Here is a 17,011-nt window from a genome sequence, read left to right on the forward strand (position 1 = left end):
TTGAATTATCCATATAGGAATAAAACAGGGTATGTACACTACAGCTTGTACATACCCTGTCTTATTTTAATTAAGCTGCATCTTTTTGCTCGCTTTCTGAAATCCCGTCTAACAATTGAATATCAAGAACATCCATTGGTACTCCATCGACATGTAATTGCCCTTCTAAAATAGTAAAAGGCTTGTTAAAGTAAATGATATCCCCGAAAGTATCAACGTAGTATAATTGATAATCGCCATCAGGAAGACGGAACTTGTAGGTACCATTTTCATAAACCCAACTGTCATACCAATTTATCTGTTCACCTAGATCATTTACCGACAGGACAGCTACATACCCATCTTTTACAATTTTATCCCCTGAAAAAACGGTACCCCTCAATGTCACTGGTGCAACTGTAATCTCAAGCTGATCCGCTCTTTCACTATCAATGTATAATTGTCCATTTACAATACTAAACTGGATTGCGGGCCAATCCGTTGTTCCATCTGATATATAAACAAATACGGCTTCATATTCGCCATCAGGTAAACGGAACTTAAATGCACCGTCTTCTGCCCAACTCCAGAAAAAGTTTACTTCATCAGCATCCCCGATCGACATGACCTCCACTCCGCCTGAAACTGGCTCACCTTCATCCAAAAGCAGGCCTGTTAACGTAATAGGTGGAACATTGACTACCAGTTTTTCCTGTAAGTTATTGTTTTGATAGAGCTTTCCGTCACGGATGGTAAACGGTACATTTAGTTGTGCACTTGTGTCATCATTTAGGTAAACAGATTCAACTAAATAGTTTCCGTCAGCCAAGCGCATCGAAAACGTGCCATCTGCTTCTAGCCATTTCCAATAATGTTGACCACGATCCACTGTAGCAATGACTAAATCCCCGTAGTTTACAGGTACACCGCCATCGAGGACCACTCCATGTAAACTGATTGGCGGAACATTTAGCTCATACAACGATTGTTCTTTTCCATCCACATATAATTTGCCGTCTCTGATTTCAAAAGGTGCATAAACGGCAAAATCTCCATTCTCTTCATAAATATAGCCGCCACTGATCGAGTAGAAACCATCTGTTAAACGTAGAGAAAACAGACCTTTGGTGTCCGTAGAAGCAAAGAATGACTCGTAATGATCATCATTCTCTTCTAATTTTCGTTCCACATACACATGTCCATCGAGTGTTTTGCCGTTTTCAATTAGCTTTCCTGTAAAAGTAACAGGTGGCAGGTTAATATTGAGTGATGACTTTCCTTTTCCATCTTGGATGAGTTTCCCATTACGGATTTCAAAAGGAATAGACAGATAAGTATTTCGTGTTGCTTCGTCTACTGAAATCACTTGGTAGAAGCCATCGTTTAAGCGGTATTCAAATTGCCCATTTTTATTGACAGGAGCACCATACCATTCTGTAAACTCTTCCCCATCATATTCAGCAAATGTTACATAAGCATTCGTTACTGGTTTTTTACCATCTGAGAGGGTTCCTTTTAAGCTTAGATCAGGTATTGTAATTTCAAGTGAAGGAACTGTATTTCCTTCAATGACTATGTTCCCGTTCACAACTTCAAATTGTAAAAATTCCCATGCTGAGTAAGTTTGGTGATATATACTAAGCGTGTAAAGACCATCTTCTAACTTTCTAAGGTGAAAGTTACCTTTGTTATCAGTGATTACATATTCAATAAATTCATATTCGTAGTGGTACTCATCTACTACTTGTTCAAGAATAATGGAAGCTTGAGAGATTGGTTTCGTGCTATCCTTTACACTTCCCTTATATATGCTTTTAGGTAGTTGAATATCTAGTGATGATACGATTTCATCATAAATATAAGTATCCTTACCTTCTACAGTAAAAGGAAGATAATGTTGGTAGTATCCTTTGTCAATACTAACCCCGAAGAGTAAGTAGTTTCCATCTGGTAAGGAAGCTGCAAAAGTTCCATTTCCTTTACTTGAAACGGTATAAAATTCTTCATACTCACTATCCATGTTAAAGATTAAGAGATCGCCTTTTAATCCTCTTTCCCCATCGCTCAACTTACCTTGAACGTTTAGTACAGATTTGGTTTGTGGGGAGGAAACCTTCTTTTTATTAGAAATTTGAATTTCCTTATTGTTTGATGTTAATGAACCTTCTTCAACAGAGAACGCCGCTTCGGTATTAAACCAAGTTTGGTCCTCCGCCTGTATGGCTTTTATGGTATAGTTGCCATCCGTTAGTTTCGTTTGAAAGTTTCCATTTGCGTCAGTCGTAACATACTTCCAATTTGAGTTTTTATCTTTAGATTGAATTAGAAGCCTAGCATTTTTTGATGCATGAATGCCTTCTCTTACCTTACCGTTAATCTCTTTGTTATCCTGTTTCATATCCATGGCGGACATGTAGTTGTTTACTAGTGTGGATTTTGATTCCGCATAGCCGCTTCCTCCAAATGATACGCTTAAAAAAATAGCTACAAGCAACAAAATGAAAAATTTACGTTTAGGACTATTCACTTTTCGTCTCTTCCCTTCAAGGATAATAAAATAATAAACCTGCAAAGATCCTCCTATCCACTTGACTAAAACGCAAGGTAAATAATTCCACTATGAGGAATTTTTATCCTTTTAATTTTTTTGTTATTTTTCTTAAAGTGAAAAAATGAGGAAGGAGTAACGGTTCTAATTATTACTGGCAGGCTACTAAGGATCTATATATAAAGGAACGTTAAAATAAAAATCCTACAAAACGACTGAAGTTTAGACATTGTTCGCAGAATGAATCTGAAGATGAACATAAAAAAAGAGCTGCTAAAAGGGTACCGACCCCCATAAGCAACTCTACATTATCTTTTCTTTTTCTGATTATATATGATCTTTAATTTATCTAAGTGATGTTCTATATCGGGTTCAAACTCTTTCCATTTCACTTTACATTTTTCTTTGGGTGTTTTTTTCCTTTTACAGTTCTTCTTTTTGTCCTCTTTGTCCTCATTCTCATCATCTTCTTCACATTTATTAATCACATATTTGTTCATTTCAAATTTTGGGCATTCCTCATTCTCTTCGTTATTGTCGTTTTCTTCTTCGTTTTCCTCACCGTTCCCTTTAGAGAAATCGAACACAATTTCATCACCAATAATATATTCAGCTGCTTGAAATTTTGAATTTGCTTGAAGTCCTTTATGAATGCTTGGACCAAAGTTAATTGAGGCTCCTTTGGACACTTCATTAATCTTAAAGCTGCCAATTTTCGTATAAGGTCCGTACCTCCTCATCTTATAATCTCCTCCTCCTACTCGTCTCTTGTATAAGATATGTATACACGGACAACCATGTGTAGGTAAAGCTCTCTAAATCCTAGCAAAATAGATTGTTGTCCTACTAAAATGAAGAAGGAGAAAAAAGATGTATATTGTGCTTTGGACAGATTGTTTCAGCTTAGGTGATTAGCGATTTTATTCCACTTTTTACGAAGTTTAAACCGTTAGTAATGTACTAGGTTCAATGAATAATAGGCTTATCCTTTTCATACATCATTAAGAAGAAGACATCTGTACAATGGAGGTTATTTTAATGTCTGATACATGTTTGGCAAATCTAGAAAAGCGTGTTGAACAACTTGAAAAACTATATATTAAAGATAAAGAATTTTTAATCGAACAATTAGATAAAACGAACTTAGCGATTCAGCAATTACAACATACACAAACTCTGCCGACTGGCACAGGTGAAATTGATACATCGAGTTCATACCAGAAAAAAATTGAATATTTAACGGCCGCTAATGAACAAATGTTTCAACAAAACAGGCGGTTACGGGAGTATATCGAATTAGTATTAGAAAAAAATGAACCTCTTAATTATGAAGGCTATTACAAAGCGCTGCGAGGCGAGTAGTAAAAATTGGTTGGTCTGCTACAATTCTTCGACTTTACACTTGTACACTGTGACATTCACCTAATTTTGGGCATACGATTAGAGTAAAGACAAAATTCAGGAGGGCTTCAGTGTGCCACATGTAAATAATATCGTGGGTATTCGAATTAATAAGGCCTCTAGCAATGCATCGATTAACTTCGGAAATACAGTTCATAAAGGCCACCAAGCAAACATCAAAATGTTTGTTGGATACTATCAGGCGGGTGATGCGAACTTCAGTCCTCTTCAATTTAATAATGCCAACATAACGAATGATCCAGACGTAAAAGATCAACCTCAGGCACAAATCTAATCTTGTCAAGAAAGGACTGAAAACATGCAAATTAATATAAGAAACATCCGAATTAATTCGATGAGTACCATTGGGTCACTTAATATAGGCAAACAAATCTTTTCAGATAACCGAGCCAGTACCTTCAAATTACCAAAGCCGTATTATGAAGAAGTTGAACCCAACAACGAAGAAGAGGAAGAAGAGGAAAATAATCCAATTGAAATTGTTGGTCTCCCCCCGATCAACATACCTCCAGGCTAAATGGGTCTTATGAACACAAACGATACGAAAACTGAATCGAAAATTGTTTGGCAAATTTATCACCCCTTGAACATACTCTTAGGTAAGGAGTTTTTTTAAAGGGGTGATATTTATTTACTATTATTATCAACGGCCATATTATTGCTATCGGAACTATTCGCCATACGCCTCTTATTATTGTCCGAAACAGTTGTGGGCGCAGCAACAATCCTACTACCGAAACTACAACCTAACTCAGATGAATAATAGGGCGTATCCAATGGTTCAATCAACCGGGATGAATGACTGGTCGGGAATGAACGAAATGTATCATATGAGTGATGAAATCCATCATAATGAAGAAGAAAATAACGATCAAAACGAAGTGAAACCTAAGCTTCAAGTGAAGCCCCAGCTGCCTAACTTTTATCAAATACTTGAAGAACTGAAAGAAAAAGTAGAAAAGGTTGAGGAAGAAAACGACGAGCTAAAGGAAAAGATAGAAGACCTCCAACCGATTAACATCGAAAATATCAATTATAAAATTCAAGAATTAGCTGTTGAAGATTTATCGGGGACATTGAATATTGGAATAACAGCACTAACGGATCCGGAAAACTTAAAGAAATTATTGAAGGATTTTGAGGGCATCAATGTAAATGATGTCGAAGAAAACGAAATGGAAATGGAAGAGCTAGAAAAATTGGATAACTTTGAAATCCAACCGAAACCTCCCAATCAGCCACCGCAATAATTTTTAATGTAAAAGCTAATGTTAATTCCTTTAGATTTACATACTTATGCTTCCTTTGGTGGTATTGTTTAAGGAAATTATAAGTAAAACGCTAAGAGCATCATTTAGATGTCTTAGCGTTTTGGTGTTTTTAACTTGTAGTGGAAATTTCTAGTTTATTTTAGTACCAAGAAGCTCCGACGATAACAAGCAAGATGAAAAGCACGACGATTAAAGTAAAGCCGCCTACGCCATGTCCGTAACCCATTCTTAACACCACCCTTCCCTTTTACTACTAACACCCTATGCAAAAACACCAAAAATGGTTTAGACACTTGAACAGGTTTCTAAATAGTTTCAGTTAGGACGGTTAAATTACGCCTTCAGAAACTGCAAAATGTATTGCCATAAAGGACAATACATTTGCTGTAGTTTTTTTAACTTTAGCCCGTTTCTTATTCCATATCTAACATATCTTCTACAAACTGTGGGTCAGCAAGTAATGAACCCAATAAGGATTGACAACCATGTAGACACTGTGTCCACCCTATCATTCCGGGTTGAAAGCCAAACGCAAGGCATTGCTGATAACAATGTTGTATCGTATGGTTTTGTTGGTGAAACTTTGGCAGCTCTACTTTGTGTGGATTAAAAGGATGCCAAGGGATCGCGTACAAACCGAGAGATTGGTTAGGAATTCTTCTCTTTGTTGGAAACGGAGCGATATATGGATGAAAAGACATTGTGCATAAACTCCTCTTAAAGGTCTTATTCGATAGTCTATGTGATCTCGTACACTTTGTTACTGATTTACACTACCGGTTTCGTTTATATTACGTTTTCTCGTCCGGAAGTAAAAAATGAGCGAGATCAGAACAAACACCATGAACACAGCGCCACCGATTATCCAGCGGTGTGGGTCTGATCGAACAACAACATCCTCCCCAACGGTCCATTCGGTACGGTGACCGAGACCATCTGTAGCTACAAAAAAGTGCGCATCATTATGATCAAAATAGAATGCACCCTGTTCGTCTAAAGGGCCACTATCTATCTCATTGCCTTTTTCATCGTAAACGGTAACGACTGTTCGAGTCGAGAAGCTCCCGTCTTCATAGAGAACCTTCAGTGCCCCATCGTCATCTCCAGGAATGATGATCATTTTATGAGCAGATACCGTATGAAAACCAATAAACAGGAAGAAAAAAATCATTAGCGTACAAGTCCAAATAGGTCTAATAACGTACCCCTTCTTTCTTTGTAAGGTAAAAGATGAAAAGGAGGCTGTCATTAGAAGCAGCCTCGTGGTGAATAACTTTAATGGTCGTGATCGTGTTCATCTTCATGCTCATGTTCGTGGTCGTCGTGATCATGTCCGTGATTATGTCCTTCAAACTGGCTTACATTTTCTGAAGTTATTTCTTCGTTGTTCTCATTGAAAATTTCCAGATCGAATTCTTCAGCATCGTGTTCTAAATAAAGAGCATATAGACCGCTTTTGGTGATCGTGAAGGTGAATGTCGTTTCGTCTTCGTTTAGAGGCAACAAATATACATACTCATGTTTTGCTTCAAACGCTTGTTCTTCGTTCACTTCTTCTGCAGCAGCTTCCATCAAGTGGGCAGCGTGATGATCCAAATCATGAATATTGCTATTTTCCATAATGAATGCAATCAGCATGGTTTCATCGCCATGTTCATTTTTATTTAGCTTTAGAGTATATGTACCTTCTGCTAAATCGTAGCTTCCGCGCCATTCAAACGGTAATTCATGATGGTGATCGATTCCTTCGTTTTCTTCCTCGTATTCATCTAGTTCATCCATCTCTGTGTCTTCATTTTCAATGGGCTCTTCGTCTTCTTCTGAAGGAAGTTCTTGCTGGAGAGTTTCCTCCTCATTGGCTGCAGCGTCTTCGATCGTCTCCGTCACGTCATCGTTGTTGTTGCAAGCAATTAGACTACTCGTAATCAATCCGCAAATCATCAATAGTTTAAATTTCCTCATGTCTTCCCCCCACAAATAATCAATACACTTTCATATTTATGAGCAGAAGTTATAATTTATCATTAAAACCCTTCTGAGTCGCGAGATTTTATGTAGATGTAATTCTGTACTAGCCATATTATGTTTAACGTGTAAAAGAGCCAGCTATAAGACAAGCTGACTCATTCATCATCTAAATTTTTAATGTGGACTTTTTGTCTCAATTGATTTGGACGAATCAATCGATGTAAATGGATCACTAATAAACCACGTTGGAAAGCTGCGTCCATTTTATCTTCACGCACCGGAAACGGCAACTCGATCGTTCGCTTAAATGGACCTTGTGGAAACTCTTCTTGAATTAAGCGATAACCATTAAAGTTTGAGTGAATCGTTCCTCTTACTTCTAATGTTCTTTCATAAGTATAAATATCAACATCCTCTAACTTTAAGCCGGGTAAGGCGAATACACATAAAAGTTCATTTCCGTTCTCATAAATGTTCACCTTTGTACCGACATTTTGAAAGTTGATCTGGTCAAAGTTGGAGAAAAAATCATCTCCAAGAAACTTCGGTATCATTTTTTGCCACCCATTTGGTAAATGATTATTCACTTCAATCCCTCCCTGTTCTTCCTTATAAGTATTAGTATGTTGTTTATTTGGGCTGGTGCCTGTACGTCATATAGGTAAAAAACCTAATACATTTTTAAAATATAGGCAAAACCCCAAACACTTTCTTCTATTTTTCATACGATACTACTGACAGCATTTGAGAGTTCAAAGGAGGTAGCAAAATGGGCGCACATGTAGGAGCAGGACTAGGAGGATTTGCATTAGTTGTTGTATTGTTTATCCTATTAGTGATCATCGGGGCTTCATACGTTTGTTAAACGATGAAGTACGGAATGGCTAAGTTAGAAATGTAATGAGGATTGCCCTTAAATGCTGCTTCTATGTATTTAAGGGTAATCTTATGTTAACGGTGGTACTGTAAAATCAATGGTAAGTGCCTTTTGAAGATATAATTAAATAGGATAGTAAAAACACATATAAAAGCTCAGAGTCTACAGAAACTCTGAGCTTAAAAGTTTTCGTTTAATAGTATCTTTGCTGATTATACATGTATTGACCGTTCCAATTCGGGTACGTATGGTAGCCTGAATTGACTTGTGGTTGATAAGGGTATGCATAATTCGGGTATTGTTGGTAGTTCGCTTGATGCTGATTTTCTTGTGGAGCAGTTGCCTCACGTTGATCGGTTATGTTTGTTTCCTGTTCTTGACGTTGGTGAATGGACTCCCAACCATAATAGCCTGGCGTAAGAGTTGTATGGCTCCCATAGCCTAATGCATAATCTTGTGACGGCCATTGTGTATATTGTAATTGCACGTATTGTACCGGCTCCTCTGAAACGTGTGCACAGACATTTCCTTTGCCTCCATTGATGTCAGGCATCATGCCGCCCATCATTTGATCTGGGATAAACACTTGTGTTCCGGCCATAATGTTTGTAGGATCTTGAATATGTTTGTTCAGATCTAGCAACATATCAAGGTCTACCTTATAATGGTCCGCTAAAAGATACAACGTTTCTCCTGCCTGACAATGATGTGTTCTCACGATTTTATTACCTCCCAATATTTAATACAACACTATATCTCTATTCAACCATTGGGTGTGTTGCCATCATATTTTTTAGGCAAATTGCTAGTGAACGAGTGTCATTCTTTTTTTTACAACATACGATATGGGTATCAAGGAAGTTAGGGGGAGATTATGTTCTTGACACATATGAATAACATACTTGGGATCAGAATCAATCAATCAGCAAATAACGCTTCCATCAACTTCGGTAACGTAGTCCATAAAGGACACCAGGCAAACTCTAAGTTTAATAGCGGTTATTTACAACCTGGCGATGCGAACTTCAGTCCATTGCAGTTTAACAATGCAAATATTGCGAATGATCCTGATTTGATTGATCAACCTCAAGCACAAATATAATTGTCCGTTTTGTCATCAAAAGGTGGGGAATCGATTTAATAATTGGCATTTTCTCTGGATTGCATGGCACTATAGAGCAAACGAACCGCTTCCTGTTCATTGATCGGTAACCGGTCCATTTCAAAATTAGGTATCATCCGAAATAACCTTGCAATTCTCGGCAAATGTAAATTTGCTTTTCTAATCGATTCCTCATCTACCAATAATTCAGGTCCGCCTGTCATTAATACTTTTCCGTCTTTCATTAAAATGATGATGTCAGCCCATGACGCAGCGAAATCAACATCATGAGTCGATAAAATAATTGTTTTTCCCATAAAATTTAGTCCTTGTAAAAGACCAGCGACCTCATCCTGACCTTTAGGATCGAGATAAGCCATCGGTTCATCCAAAATAACGACATCTGGTTTCATTGCTAATATCCCTGCGATGGCTACGCGTTTCTTTTGCCCATAGCTTAAGTGGTAGGGTGCTTTTGCTTTAAATTCCAACATACCGACTGACCCTAAAGCTACTTCGCATACTTCTTTTACTTCTTCTTCGGTTAAGCCTAAGTTCCTCGGCCCAAATTGGACATCCTCCCAGACCGTTCCTGAAAACACTTGGTCATCCGGGTCTTGAAAGACGAGCCCGACCTTCTGTCTGATCGTTTTTACGCTTTTCTTCGTTAAAGGTAGCCCCATAACGGATACGCTACCTTTTTGTGGTAATTTTAAGCCGTTAAAATGGTGTAGTAATGTAGACTTCCCTGCTCCATTCGGTCCTAATATAGCAACCTTTGAACCTATCGGGATTTGTAGAGAAAGTTCATCGATCGCCTTGGTTGAATCTGGATATTCATAGGCTAAGTCTTGTATATCGATCGCATGCATTCATTTGCCCTCCCTTCTACAATATTTGTATTCACCCTGAACGGTAACATAACTTTAAAGCTGGAAAATGAACAGGCTGTTTACTTTATATAGGAAAAGGCCGGCTGCTTCACCGGCCCTCTTTATTATGTGAATTTTTTACCTAACTTTCCTGCATCTACCATAGATGCTAACACATCGGCGATACAACGTGTTCCTAGTAGTGCGGTTTGATCACTTACATCGTATGGAGGTGAAACTTCTACCAGTTCCATTCCACAAATTCCTTCTCTAGCGACAAGATCTAAGAACTTCAGCCCTTCACGAGGTAAAAATCCGCCTGGTTCTGGCCAGCCTGTTCCTGGTACAAACCCTGCATCAAAACTATCAATATCAACACTTAAGTAAACGGCTTTTGCTCCGCCTTGCCATGCTTTCTCAAGTGCAATTTCAGCGACTTTCTCTACTCCTAATCTTTCAATATCGAAAATGGAGATTGCTGTAGTATTCAGCTTCCGAACATTTTGAACCGATTCCCTTGGAACTTGCCAACCACCAATACCGACTTGAACTAAGTTTTCAGGCGGTGCATTTGGAATATTTGTAGCATGGAACCAAGGTGTTGTATGCATTCGTTCATCCATATCAGTTTCTTGTAGATCTAAGTGGCGGTCCATATGGATAATACCGACTTTTTCACCGAGAACATCGGCTATCGCACGAACACATGGATAACCAATCGCATGGTCCCCGCCTAACATGACCGGTAAGGTACCTTGGGCAAAAACATGAGAAACGGCTTTGTAAATTTGGTCAAAACTTTTTTCGATATTTGCAATGGTAAATACATCACCAACGTCACACATATTTAAGGATTCTGCTAAATCTACACCTTTTTCATAACTATAACTCGTGTAGAGCTTTGAGATTCGTCTCATCGCTTCAGGACCAAACCGGGCACCTGCACGGTAAGTCGTTCCAATATCAAATGGGACACCGATAAAGGCCACATCATATTCTCCAACTCTACGAACATCTTCTAAAAATGGGGATCTTAAAAACGTAGGGATCCCTGCGTAGGCTGGACGAGGCTCTCTTGTAAAGGTGGATATCGTCCGGTCTCCAATGGAAGGAGCCGCTTCTAAACCGTACTCGACAGATCTTCTTAGAATTTTTTGATTTTCTACTTCTGGTATCTTTGCTTCTTTTTCCGCCTGTTCGATACCGAGTAAGTCTGTCGTTCGTTCACTTTCCAGGGCTTTTTTCTGTCTGTAGCTTAACCCGTGGTTATCAAAAAAACCCACTAACATCACCACCGTTTTTTGAATTTCTGAGTTGCTGGTTCGTCTTTGCTCTACCTATTCATCCATACTTTGACATTATATTCTTTAAAAATTTTTCCATACCAACTATTAAAAAATAGTATGAGCCTAACAAGTTGATTTTTAGCAGGAAAAGCTTAGTTTAACTTTGTCTTTCTTGATTTGGATTGAGGTTTCCGTTGTAAGTACACCGACAGTAATCCTCTTTCATAATTATATTGAACATTTTCCTCTAAAACAGGGTATGGTAATTCAATCGTTCGTTTGATTGGACCTTGTAGGATTCCCTCTTGAACTAATCGAAAGTCACGATCATCGACAAATAAGGTCCCTCTCAATTCTAATAGATTATGTTCTACGTAAATATCAATCTCTTCTTCTTTAAGCCCTGGTAAGGCAAAGGTACAAATCAGTTCCTTCCCTGATTCGTAAATATTTGCGAGGACTTCCGCATGGTTTTTGACGAATGCCGGAAATTCTTGTGAAAAATCTTCACCTAACAAATCATGAACGGAACGATCCCAATTCGTCGTTATACCCGATTTATTCATAAGACCCCCCCTGTTCTTATTCACTTATATGTATGCCTACTAGGTAACTGCCGTGCCTGTAATCCCTTTCAATAATCAAGTAATCTTAGTTGTCGTTTTTTACAATATTTATATGTAAGGTGGATGGACTCACCTCATCATAAAGATCTAGGTAAATGCCGTGCCGGTGGTTTAGTGGGACGAATAACTTATGTTAATGGACGATTTCATTATATGAAAAATGATAAGTTAGGAGGATCTTATGTTTCCATTTGGTAGAAGGCAATTTGAGCGGAACTTTGGAAACCATCCGTCTGGTTTTAATCCATTCAGTCCTAATCCAATGGGCTTTAACCCGTTTGATTTTTCCAATCAAATGTATCAACAGCAAAATCCTTTCCAGTCTGGATTTTTTAATAATTCACCCTTTCAACAAATGCAGCAACCATTAGGAGGAGGTTTCGGTCAACCTAATCCTGGTCCATTACAGCAACTACTTGGCTTAGGTCAACCTAATCCAGGCCCGATGCAGTCACAGTCAGTTCACCCTAATCCTGGTCCGATGCAATCATTAGGTCAACACAATCCAAATGCAATGATGCCGTTTCAAGGTCAACCGAACCAAGCTCAAATGAATCCGTTTCAAGCTCAGCAATTTCTTGGCCCTGGCCAACATCCTCAAGGATTACAATCTCTATTTAAAAATGATAAAGGACAATATGATTTAGCGAAAATTGGTAATGGTGTTCAACAAGTAATGGGTGTTGTCAATCAAGTCAGCCCGCTTATGAAGATGTTTGGTATCATGAGATAATAACCGTCTAGCCTCTTTTAAATCATTAGATAGGTCTAATTTTTTAGAAGAGGTTTTTTAGAGGTTGCTTTTGTCTGAAGATGAGGATTATATAAATCTTCCTATCTCTTTATGAGTCGTTTTTTTCTTTTTATGGAAATTTTGGGTTCGTAATTTTATTTTATGAACCGATTTTTCCTGTTTATGTAAATAGTAGGTTCGTATTTTCGTTTTATGATCCGATGTTTCCTGTTCCTGGTAATGATGGGTTCGTAATTTCATTTTATGAGCCGATTCTTCCGGTTACTGGAAATATTGGGTTCGTAATTTCATTTTATGAGCCAATTCTACCTGTTCATGGTAATAATGGGTTCGTAATTTCATTTTATGAGCCAATTCTACCTGTTCATGGTAATAATGGGTTCGTATTTTCATGTTATGAGCCGATTCTTCCTGTTCCTGGTAATAATGGGTTCATATTTTCATTTTACGATCCATTTGTTCCTGTTATTGGTAATATCGGGATCGTAACTTTATGTTATGGACCATTTTTTCCTGTTTATGGTAATGTTGGGTTCGTATTTTCGATTTATGATCTATTTCCTCCTGTTATTGGAAATAACGGGTTCGTATTTTTCATTTTATGATCCATTTATTCCTGTTATTGGTAAGAGTGGATTTGGCTTTTCTCTTTATGAGCCACTACTTCCTAACTCAGGTCATTTCGGAATCGTTCTTTATTTTGATAGCTTTTTTTCTGAGACTAAATATCAGGTTCGTTCAATTAACCTCTTCTTATCTACTCATCATCTCGTAAGCGCCTAATAAATTACGTCGTCATTGGCCAATAACTTATCCCATTAACTTCTGGTTCGTATGTAATAAACATGACCTTGAAAGGACAAGCATTTGAGCGAACTGAGGAGAAAAAGACCTGAATACTTCACGAATAAAAACAATATAAATAAGCAAGAAAAGTGTCCGATGAAGGGATGGATGAGTTGTGCATGTCGCAGACGGCGTACTTAGTTTTTCAGTAGCAGTAGCAACAACAGCGGGGGCCGTTGGAATATTAGCCTATTCTCTAAAAGGTATAAAAGAAGATGAAATCCCGAAAATTAGTCTACTCACGGGAGCTTTTTTTGTGTCTTCCTTGATTAATATACCTGTAGGACCTACTTCAATCCATCCACTATTAAGCGGCTTTCTTGGTTTAGCTTTAGGAAGTAGAGCGCCGATCGGGATTTTTATTGGCTTACTTCTTCAAGCTGCATTGTTCCAACACGGGGGATTGAGTACGCTTGGCGCCAATACATTATTAATGTCTCTTCCGGCTTATTTCGTATATTTTATGAGTCAAATTCTTAAAGGGATGCCACATTTTCTCAAGGGGTTTTCTGCAGGTTTTGGTGCGGTGTTAGGTGGAGTTTTTTTATTAATTCTACTGTTGTTATTGTCAGATCAACGGTATACAGAAGGAACTTTCTCGGTTATCAACATCGTCGTCGTTGCCTATTTTCCACTAGCACTATTAGAAGGTGTGTTAACCGGCTTTTCGGTAAAATATTTATATGCGCTTCGGCCGACTTTCTTTGATGAAACGTAGCTGGAATGGGTGTACTTTTTATAGATACGAGTCTGATGAAAATTTGGATGAAATAGGTGATCGCGATGCCTTATGGACAGGAAGATACACAAGCAGAATTCGAGGGGATTTCTCAATGGGCTTTAGGGTGGGAATCACGAGCAAAATTGATGGCTGCCATTATTTATATTTTTGGTGTAATTAGTCTGCAGACGGTTTCATTTGCACTCCTTGCTTACTCGGTTTCCATTATGGTTTCATTTATTATGGGTATTTCGCTCCTTACTTTACTAAAACGGTATTTACTCATTGCACCATTTGTATTACTGATGACGCTGCCTCTTGTCTTTGGCGGCGGTTTTCCGCTTGATCCTGACCGTGTTACTTTTGCCCTCCTCATTATTTTAAAGGCAGTAACGTCAATGACAATCTTAACGATTATTCTGGAAACGCAATCTGTTGATCAATTTATGGATAGTCTCGCTCATTTAAAGGTCCCGCCGATTATGATTTCAGTGCTGTTATTATCGTATCGATATGTATTTATGTTTCTTGATGACATCCAAAAAATGCAACTAGCGTTAAAAACTCGTTTTTTTAATGGTGGTGTCAGCATAAAGAACTTAAAGATCTATGGACAGCTGACAGGTGCGTTATTGTTGAAATCACTAGATCGATCCGAAAAGGTCTTTCAAGCGATGGTGTCTAGAGGGTTTAACGGGAATCTTTGTTTTGGCGAAGCACGGCAAATAACGAAGTCGGACTTGTATAAAACGGGACTCTCCTTTTTTATCATTATGGTAATTGTGGCGGTTGAATTGATGTTTTTTCGGATGTAGGTGTTTGGTAGGTTCATAGTTCGTTGTTTGGTATAAGTGGGAATGACGCGAGTACTTTTCACTCGAAAAAATGAGTGAAATGGAAATTAAGGGATGCAAAGAAGCTTTTGATCCCCGAAAAATGAGTGAAACGGGAATTAGGGATGCAAAGAAGCTTTTGACCCTCAAAAAATGAGTGAAATGGGAATTAGGGTCGTCAAAAGAGTTTTTGCCCCTTGAATATGACAGAAAACAAAAATTACAGTCGTCAATGACGCCCAGCAATAACTGTTAATAATGAAACATAGAAAAACTCATCATTCTTTAGTTTGTTTCATAGAAGAGTTATATTCACTTCTTAACAATTATAGAAGGTGTACCCTTAGACTTGAGGTACACCTTCTTTTTCTATTCATCTATTTATTTTTTAGTATTTAACATATGCTGAACCAACGATCACTAACAGAATGAACAACACTACGATTAACGCAAAACTGTTATACACTCTATAACACCTCCTTATGTGTGTTACAGTAATACCTTATGCCAATATTCATTATCCGGGTGGGCTGCTACACAGTTTTACAGGAATTGATGAAATCGCCGTTCCATTCGTAAATAAACTGAATGTTTTATGCACAAAAAAGGAGTACGAATTCAGTCGATCGTACTCCTTTTTCTTCTCATTTTATAGGCTGAAATTACTCGTTCTTAAATATTTTGTTCTTCCTTCATATTATAGTCGTAGCAAGCATAATAAAGCTCAATGATCTCGTGTTCTTCAGGGACTTTAGGGTTGTTGGCTGGACTGCCGCTCGCGACAGCATCTTGTGCCATTTTATGAATGACTTTTTCTAAGGCTGGCTGCTCAATGCCCCACTCTTTCATATTTGGGATGTTTAAATCATGACAAAGCCTTTTCACGTCTTTGACAAAACGGTCGGCTAAATCTTCTTTATTCAGATCTTTCAGGTCTGGGTTTATGACAACCGCCATTTCTGCCAATCGATCAATGCACTCGTCTTTACTAAATTCAAGGACAGCTGGCAATAACATCGCGTTTGAAACACCATGCGGTACATGGAAAAGAGCCCCCATTGGACGCGACATTCCGTGAACCAGGCAAACAGAAGCATTGGAAAAAGCTACTCCCGCTTGTAAAGCAGCAAGCGCCATATGTTCTCGGGCGACAATATCTTCCCCAATCGTATACGCTTGGCGAATGTTTTCGAAAATCAGTTTAATTGCTGATAATGCTAAATGGTCCGTGAAAGGATGCGCTCGTCGCGAAATAAATGCTTCGACCGCATGACTTAAAGCATCTACCCCGGTCGCTGCTGTTACATGTTTGGGTGATGACACTGTTAGTAAAGGATCCACTATCGCAACTTCTGGTAAAAATGCCATCTGCTTAATCATCATTTTTACATCGGTTTTTGTATTCGTAATGACGGTAACATCTGTAGCTTCTGAGCCGGTTCCAGCGGTTGTCGGAATAGCAATTAAAGGTAAAGGCTTTTCAGTCGCTGTTTTTTTGTTTCCCATATAATCGCTAATGTCCCCGCCATTTGTCGCAAGGACGGCGACCGCTTTTGCGGTATCGATACAACTTCCACCGCCTAAAGCAATGATGACATCACAGTTATCTTGTTTAGAAAGTTCGAGTGCCTCTTCTACATAAGTGTTAGTAGGTTCTGTATTAACTTCAAGATATGTAGAATGCGAGATCCCCTCTTCTTGCAAATATCGTATACATTCGTTCACGTAACCAAGATTAGCCATCATTTGATCACTGATGATTAAAGCTTTAGTCCCTCTTAATTTTGTCTCTTTTCCTACCGTTTTTAAAGAGTCCCTCCCATAGAAAATAGCCCTTGGCATATAGACACTTGAAAAAGCATTCATCAAAACAGTATCCCCCTTGTACAGTTGATCTACCCTGTTT

General features: G+C 38.3%; 23 protein-coding genes. 10 read left to right on the plus strand and 13 right to left on the minus strand.

What is annotated here, in order from left to right; all coding sequences use genetic code 11:
* Positions 1 to 70: 70 nt before the first annotated feature.
* Positions 71 to 2,551, minus strand: a complete 2,481-nt coding sequence (locus N7Z68_RS09785) for a carboxypeptidase-like regulatory domain-containing protein (RefSeq protein ID WP_275118294.1) — start codon at positions 2,549 to 2,551, stop codon at positions 71 to 73.
* A 284-nt stretch (positions 2,552 to 2,835) separates the two neighbouring features.
* Positions 2,836 to 3,267: a hypothetical protein gene (locus N7Z68_RS09790; RefSeq protein WP_275118295.1), complete on the minus strand. Its 432-nt coding sequence runs from the start codon at positions 3,265 to 3,267 to the stop codon at positions 2,836 to 2,838.
* A gap of 298 nt (positions 3,268 to 3,565) precedes the next feature.
* On the opposite strand from N7Z68_RS09790, the gene N7Z68_RS09795 reads away from it, so the two are divergent.
* The 4 genes from N7Z68_RS09795 (at position 3,566) to gerPC (ending at position 5,199) form a co-directional block, all read left to right on the plus strand.
* Entirely contained in the window at positions 3,566 to 3,889 is a 324-nt protein-coding gene (locus N7Z68_RS09795) for a hypothetical protein (protein WP_275118296.1), read from the plus strand.
* Between the two features lie 112 nt (positions 3,890 to 4,001).
* Complete coding sequence (locus N7Z68_RS09800) at positions 4,002 to 4,223, plus strand: spore germination protein (protein WP_275118297.1); 222 nt, start codon at positions 4,002 to 4,004, stop codon at positions 4,221 to 4,223.
* 24 nt (positions 4,224 to 4,247) lie between these two features.
* The gene (locus tag N7Z68_RS09805; protein WP_275118298.1) at positions 4,248 to 4,466 is read left to right on the plus strand and encodes a hypothetical protein; all 219 of its coding nucleotides are present in this window, start codon (positions 4,248 to 4,250) and stop codon (positions 4,464 to 4,466) included.
* A gap of 259 nt (positions 4,467 to 4,725) precedes the next feature.
* The gene (gene gerPC / locus N7Z68_RS09810) at positions 4,726 to 5,199 is read left to right on the plus strand and encodes a spore germination protein GerPC (RefSeq protein WP_275118299.1); all 474 of its coding nucleotides are present in this window, start codon (positions 4,726 to 4,728) and stop codon (positions 5,197 to 5,199) included.
* Between the two features lie 160 nt (positions 5,200 to 5,359).
* On the opposite strand, the gene N7Z68_RS09815 is transcribed toward gerPC, so the two are convergent.
* The 5 genes from N7Z68_RS09815 to N7Z68_RS09835 all read right to left on the minus strand — a co-directional run bounded on the left by N7Z68_RS09815 (position 5,360) and on the right by N7Z68_RS09835 (position 7,775).
* The gene (locus tag N7Z68_RS09815) at positions 5,360 to 5,446 is read right to left on the minus strand and encodes a YjcZ family sporulation protein (protein ID WP_275118338.1); all 87 of its coding nucleotides are present in this window, start codon (positions 5,444 to 5,446) and stop codon (positions 5,360 to 5,362) included.
* 187 nt (positions 5,447 to 5,633) lie between these two features.
* Positions 5,634 to 5,921, minus strand: a complete 288-nt coding sequence (locus tag N7Z68_RS09820; RefSeq protein WP_275118300.1) for a hypothetical protein — start codon at positions 5,919 to 5,921, stop codon at positions 5,634 to 5,636.
* Between the two features lie 59 nt (positions 5,922 to 5,980).
* Positions 5,981 to 6,391, minus strand: coding sequence for a hypothetical protein (locus tag N7Z68_RS09825; protein ID WP_275118301.1), 411 nt, complete (start codon positions 6,389 to 6,391; stop codon positions 5,981 to 5,983).
* A 104-nt stretch (positions 6,392 to 6,495) separates the two neighbouring features.
* On the minus strand, positions 6,496 to 7,182 hold the full coding sequence (locus tag N7Z68_RS09830; RefSeq protein ID WP_275118302.1) for a hypothetical protein: 687 nt from the start codon (positions 7,180 to 7,182) through the stop codon (positions 6,496 to 6,498).
* Positions 7,183 to 7,343: 161 nt separating this feature from the next.
* Positions 7,344 to 7,775 (minus strand): Hsp20/alpha crystallin family protein, encoded by a 432-nt coding sequence (locus N7Z68_RS09835; protein ID WP_275118303.1) that lies wholly within the window; start codon positions 7,773 to 7,775, stop codon positions 7,344 to 7,346.
* 182 nt (positions 7,776 to 7,957) lie between these two features.
* On the opposite strand from N7Z68_RS09835, the gene N7Z68_RS09840 reads away from it, so the two are divergent.
* Positions 7,958 to 8,053, plus strand: a complete 96-nt coding sequence (locus N7Z68_RS09840) for a YjcZ family sporulation protein (protein WP_275118304.1) — start codon at positions 7,958 to 7,960, stop codon at positions 8,051 to 8,053.
* A gap of 205 nt (positions 8,054 to 8,258) precedes the next feature.
* Here N7Z68_RS09840 and N7Z68_RS09845 read toward each other — a convergent pair whose 3' ends face one another.
* Positions 8,259 to 8,783 (minus strand): LysM peptidoglycan-binding domain-containing protein, encoded by a 525-nt coding sequence (locus N7Z68_RS09845; RefSeq protein WP_275118305.1) that lies wholly within the window; start codon positions 8,781 to 8,783, stop codon positions 8,259 to 8,261.
* Positions 8,784 to 8,939: 156 nt separating this feature from the next.
* Here N7Z68_RS09845 and N7Z68_RS09850 point away from each other — a divergent pair, with 156 nt between their 5' ends.
* Complete coding sequence (locus N7Z68_RS09850) at positions 8,940 to 9,167, plus strand: spore germination protein (RefSeq protein ID WP_216828688.1); 228 nt, start codon at positions 8,940 to 8,942, stop codon at positions 9,165 to 9,167.
* A gap of 35 nt (positions 9,168 to 9,202) precedes the next feature.
* On the opposite strand, the gene N7Z68_RS09855 is transcribed toward N7Z68_RS09850, so the two are convergent.
* From N7Z68_RS09855 to N7Z68_RS09865, 3 genes are all read right to left on the minus strand, one after another.
* A complete protein-coding gene (locus N7Z68_RS09855) occupies positions 9,203 to 10,039 on the minus strand; it encodes an ATP-binding cassette domain-containing protein (protein WP_275118306.1) in 837 nt (278 codons plus the stop codon).
* A gap of 125 nt (positions 10,040 to 10,164) precedes the next feature.
* Positions 10,165 to 11,322 carry an agmatinase family protein gene (locus N7Z68_RS09860; RefSeq protein ID WP_275118307.1) on the minus strand — a complete coding sequence of 386 codons (1,158 nt, stop codon included), beginning with the start codon at positions 11,320 to 11,322 and terminating at the stop codon, positions 10,165 to 10,167.
* A gap of 155 nt (positions 11,323 to 11,477) precedes the next feature.
* Positions 11,478 to 11,891: an Hsp20/alpha crystallin family protein gene (locus N7Z68_RS09865; protein ID WP_275118308.1), complete on the minus strand. Its 414-nt coding sequence runs from the start codon at positions 11,889 to 11,891 to the stop codon at positions 11,478 to 11,480.
* Positions 11,892 to 12,132: 241 nt separating this feature from the next.
* Here N7Z68_RS09865 and N7Z68_RS09870 point away from each other — a divergent pair, with 241 nt between their 5' ends.
* The 4 genes from N7Z68_RS09870 to cbiQ all read left to right on the plus strand — a co-directional run bounded on the left by N7Z68_RS09870 (position 12,133) and on the right by cbiQ (position 15,087).
* Complete coding sequence (locus N7Z68_RS09870) at positions 12,133 to 12,684, plus strand: YppG family protein (protein ID WP_275118309.1); 552 nt, start codon at positions 12,133 to 12,135, stop codon at positions 12,682 to 12,684.
* Positions 12,685 to 12,905: 221 nt separating this feature from the next.
* The gene (locus N7Z68_RS09875; RefSeq protein ID WP_275118310.1) at positions 12,906 to 13,310 is read left to right on the plus strand and encodes a hypothetical protein; all 405 of its coding nucleotides are present in this window, start codon (positions 12,906 to 12,908) and stop codon (positions 13,308 to 13,310) included.
* Between the two features lie 356 nt (positions 13,311 to 13,666).
* The gene (locus N7Z68_RS09880) at positions 13,667 to 14,269 is read left to right on the plus strand and encodes a CbiM family transporter (RefSeq protein ID WP_275118311.1); all 603 of its coding nucleotides are present in this window, start codon (positions 13,667 to 13,669) and stop codon (positions 14,267 to 14,269) included.
* Positions 14,270 to 14,334: 65 nt separating this feature from the next.
* Positions 14,335 to 15,087: a cobalt ECF transporter T component CbiQ gene (gene cbiQ, locus N7Z68_RS09885; RefSeq protein ID WP_275118312.1), complete on the plus strand. Its 753-nt coding sequence runs from the start codon at positions 14,335 to 14,337 to the stop codon at positions 15,085 to 15,087.
* Between the two features lie 406 nt (positions 15,088 to 15,493).
* On the opposite strand, the gene N7Z68_RS09890 is transcribed toward cbiQ, so the two are convergent.
* Both N7Z68_RS09890 and N7Z68_RS09895 read right to left on the minus strand, forming a co-directional pair.
* Positions 15,494 to 15,571 (minus strand): YjcZ family sporulation protein, encoded by a 78-nt coding sequence (locus N7Z68_RS09890; RefSeq protein ID WP_275118339.1) that lies wholly within the window; start codon positions 15,569 to 15,571, stop codon positions 15,494 to 15,496.
* A 206-nt stretch (positions 15,572 to 15,777) separates the two neighbouring features.
* Complete coding sequence (locus N7Z68_RS09895; protein ID WP_275118340.1) at positions 15,778 to 16,971, minus strand: iron-containing alcohol dehydrogenase; 1,194 nt, start codon at positions 16,969 to 16,971, stop codon at positions 15,778 to 15,780.
* Positions 16,972 to 17,011 lie beyond the last annotated feature (40 nt).

The sequence above is a fragment of the Alkalihalobacterium chitinilyticum genome, from assembly GCF_029028005.1.
In the GTDB taxonomy this organism is placed as follows: domain Bacteria; phylum Bacillota; class Bacilli; order Bacillales; family Bacillaceae_F; genus Alkalihalobacterium; species Alkalihalobacterium chitinilyticum.

What these genes read in the sequence shown, in the direction of transcription:
- N7Z68_RS09895 (WP_275118340.1), bottom strand. Translation starts at nt 16,971, where the DNA reads ATGAATGCTTTTTCAAGTGTCTATATGCCAAGGGCTATTTTCTATGGG.
- N7Z68_RS09875 (WP_275118310.1), top strand. Translation starts at nt 12,906, where the DNA reads ATGTTTCCTGTTCCTGGTAATGATGGGTTCGTAATTTCATTTTATGAG.
- N7Z68_RS09830 (WP_275118302.1), bottom strand. Translation starts at nt 7,182, where the DNA reads ATGAGGAAATTTAAACTATTGATGATTTGCGGATTGATTACGAGTAGT.
- N7Z68_RS09805 (WP_275118298.1), top strand. Translation starts at nt 4,248, where the DNA reads ATGCAAATTAATATAAGAAACATCCGAATTAATTCGATGAGTACCATT.
- N7Z68_RS09820 (WP_275118300.1), bottom strand. Translation starts at nt 5,921, where the DNA reads ATGTCTTTTCATCCATATATCGCTCCGTTTCCAACAAAGAGAAGAATT.
- N7Z68_RS09790 (WP_275118295.1), bottom strand. Translation starts at nt 3,267, where the DNA reads ATGAGGAGGTACGGACCTTATACGAAAATTGGCAGCTTTAAGATTAAT.
- N7Z68_RS09825 (WP_275118301.1), bottom strand. Translation starts at nt 6,391, where the DNA reads ATGATTTTTTTCTTCCTGTTTATTGGTTTTCATACGGTATCTGCTCAT.
- N7Z68_RS09870 (WP_275118309.1), top strand. Translation starts at nt 12,133, where the DNA reads ATGTTTCCATTTGGTAGAAGGCAATTTGAGCGGAACTTTGGAAACCAT.
- N7Z68_RS09795 (WP_275118296.1), top strand. Translation starts at nt 3,566, where the DNA reads ATGTCTGATACATGTTTGGCAAATCTAGAAAAGCGTGTTGAACAACTT.
- N7Z68_RS09840 (WP_275118304.1), top strand. Translation starts at nt 7,958, where the DNA reads ATGGGCGCACATGTAGGAGCAGGACTAGGAGGATTTGCATTAGTTGTT.
- N7Z68_RS09855 (WP_275118306.1), bottom strand. Translation starts at nt 10,039, where the DNA reads ATGCATGCGATCGATATACAAGACTTAGCCTATGAATATCCAGATTCA.
- gerPC (WP_275118299.1), top strand. Translation starts at nt 4,726, where the DNA reads ATGGTTCAATCAACCGGGATGAATGACTGGTCGGGAATGAACGAAATG.
- N7Z68_RS09850 (WP_216828688.1), top strand. Translation starts at nt 8,940, where the DNA reads ATGTTCTTGACACATATGAATAACATACTTGGGATCAGAATCAATCAA.
- N7Z68_RS09815 (WP_275118338.1), bottom strand. Translation starts at nt 5,446, where the DNA reads ATGGGTTACGGACATGGCGTAGGCGGCTTTACTTTAATCGTCGTGCTT.
- N7Z68_RS09865 (WP_275118308.1), bottom strand. Translation starts at nt 11,891, where the DNA reads ATGAATAAATCGGGTATAACGACGAATTGGGATCGTTCCGTTCATGAT.
- cbiQ (WP_275118312.1), top strand. Translation starts at nt 14,335, where the DNA reads ATGCCTTATGGACAGGAAGATACACAAGCAGAATTCGAGGGGATTTCT.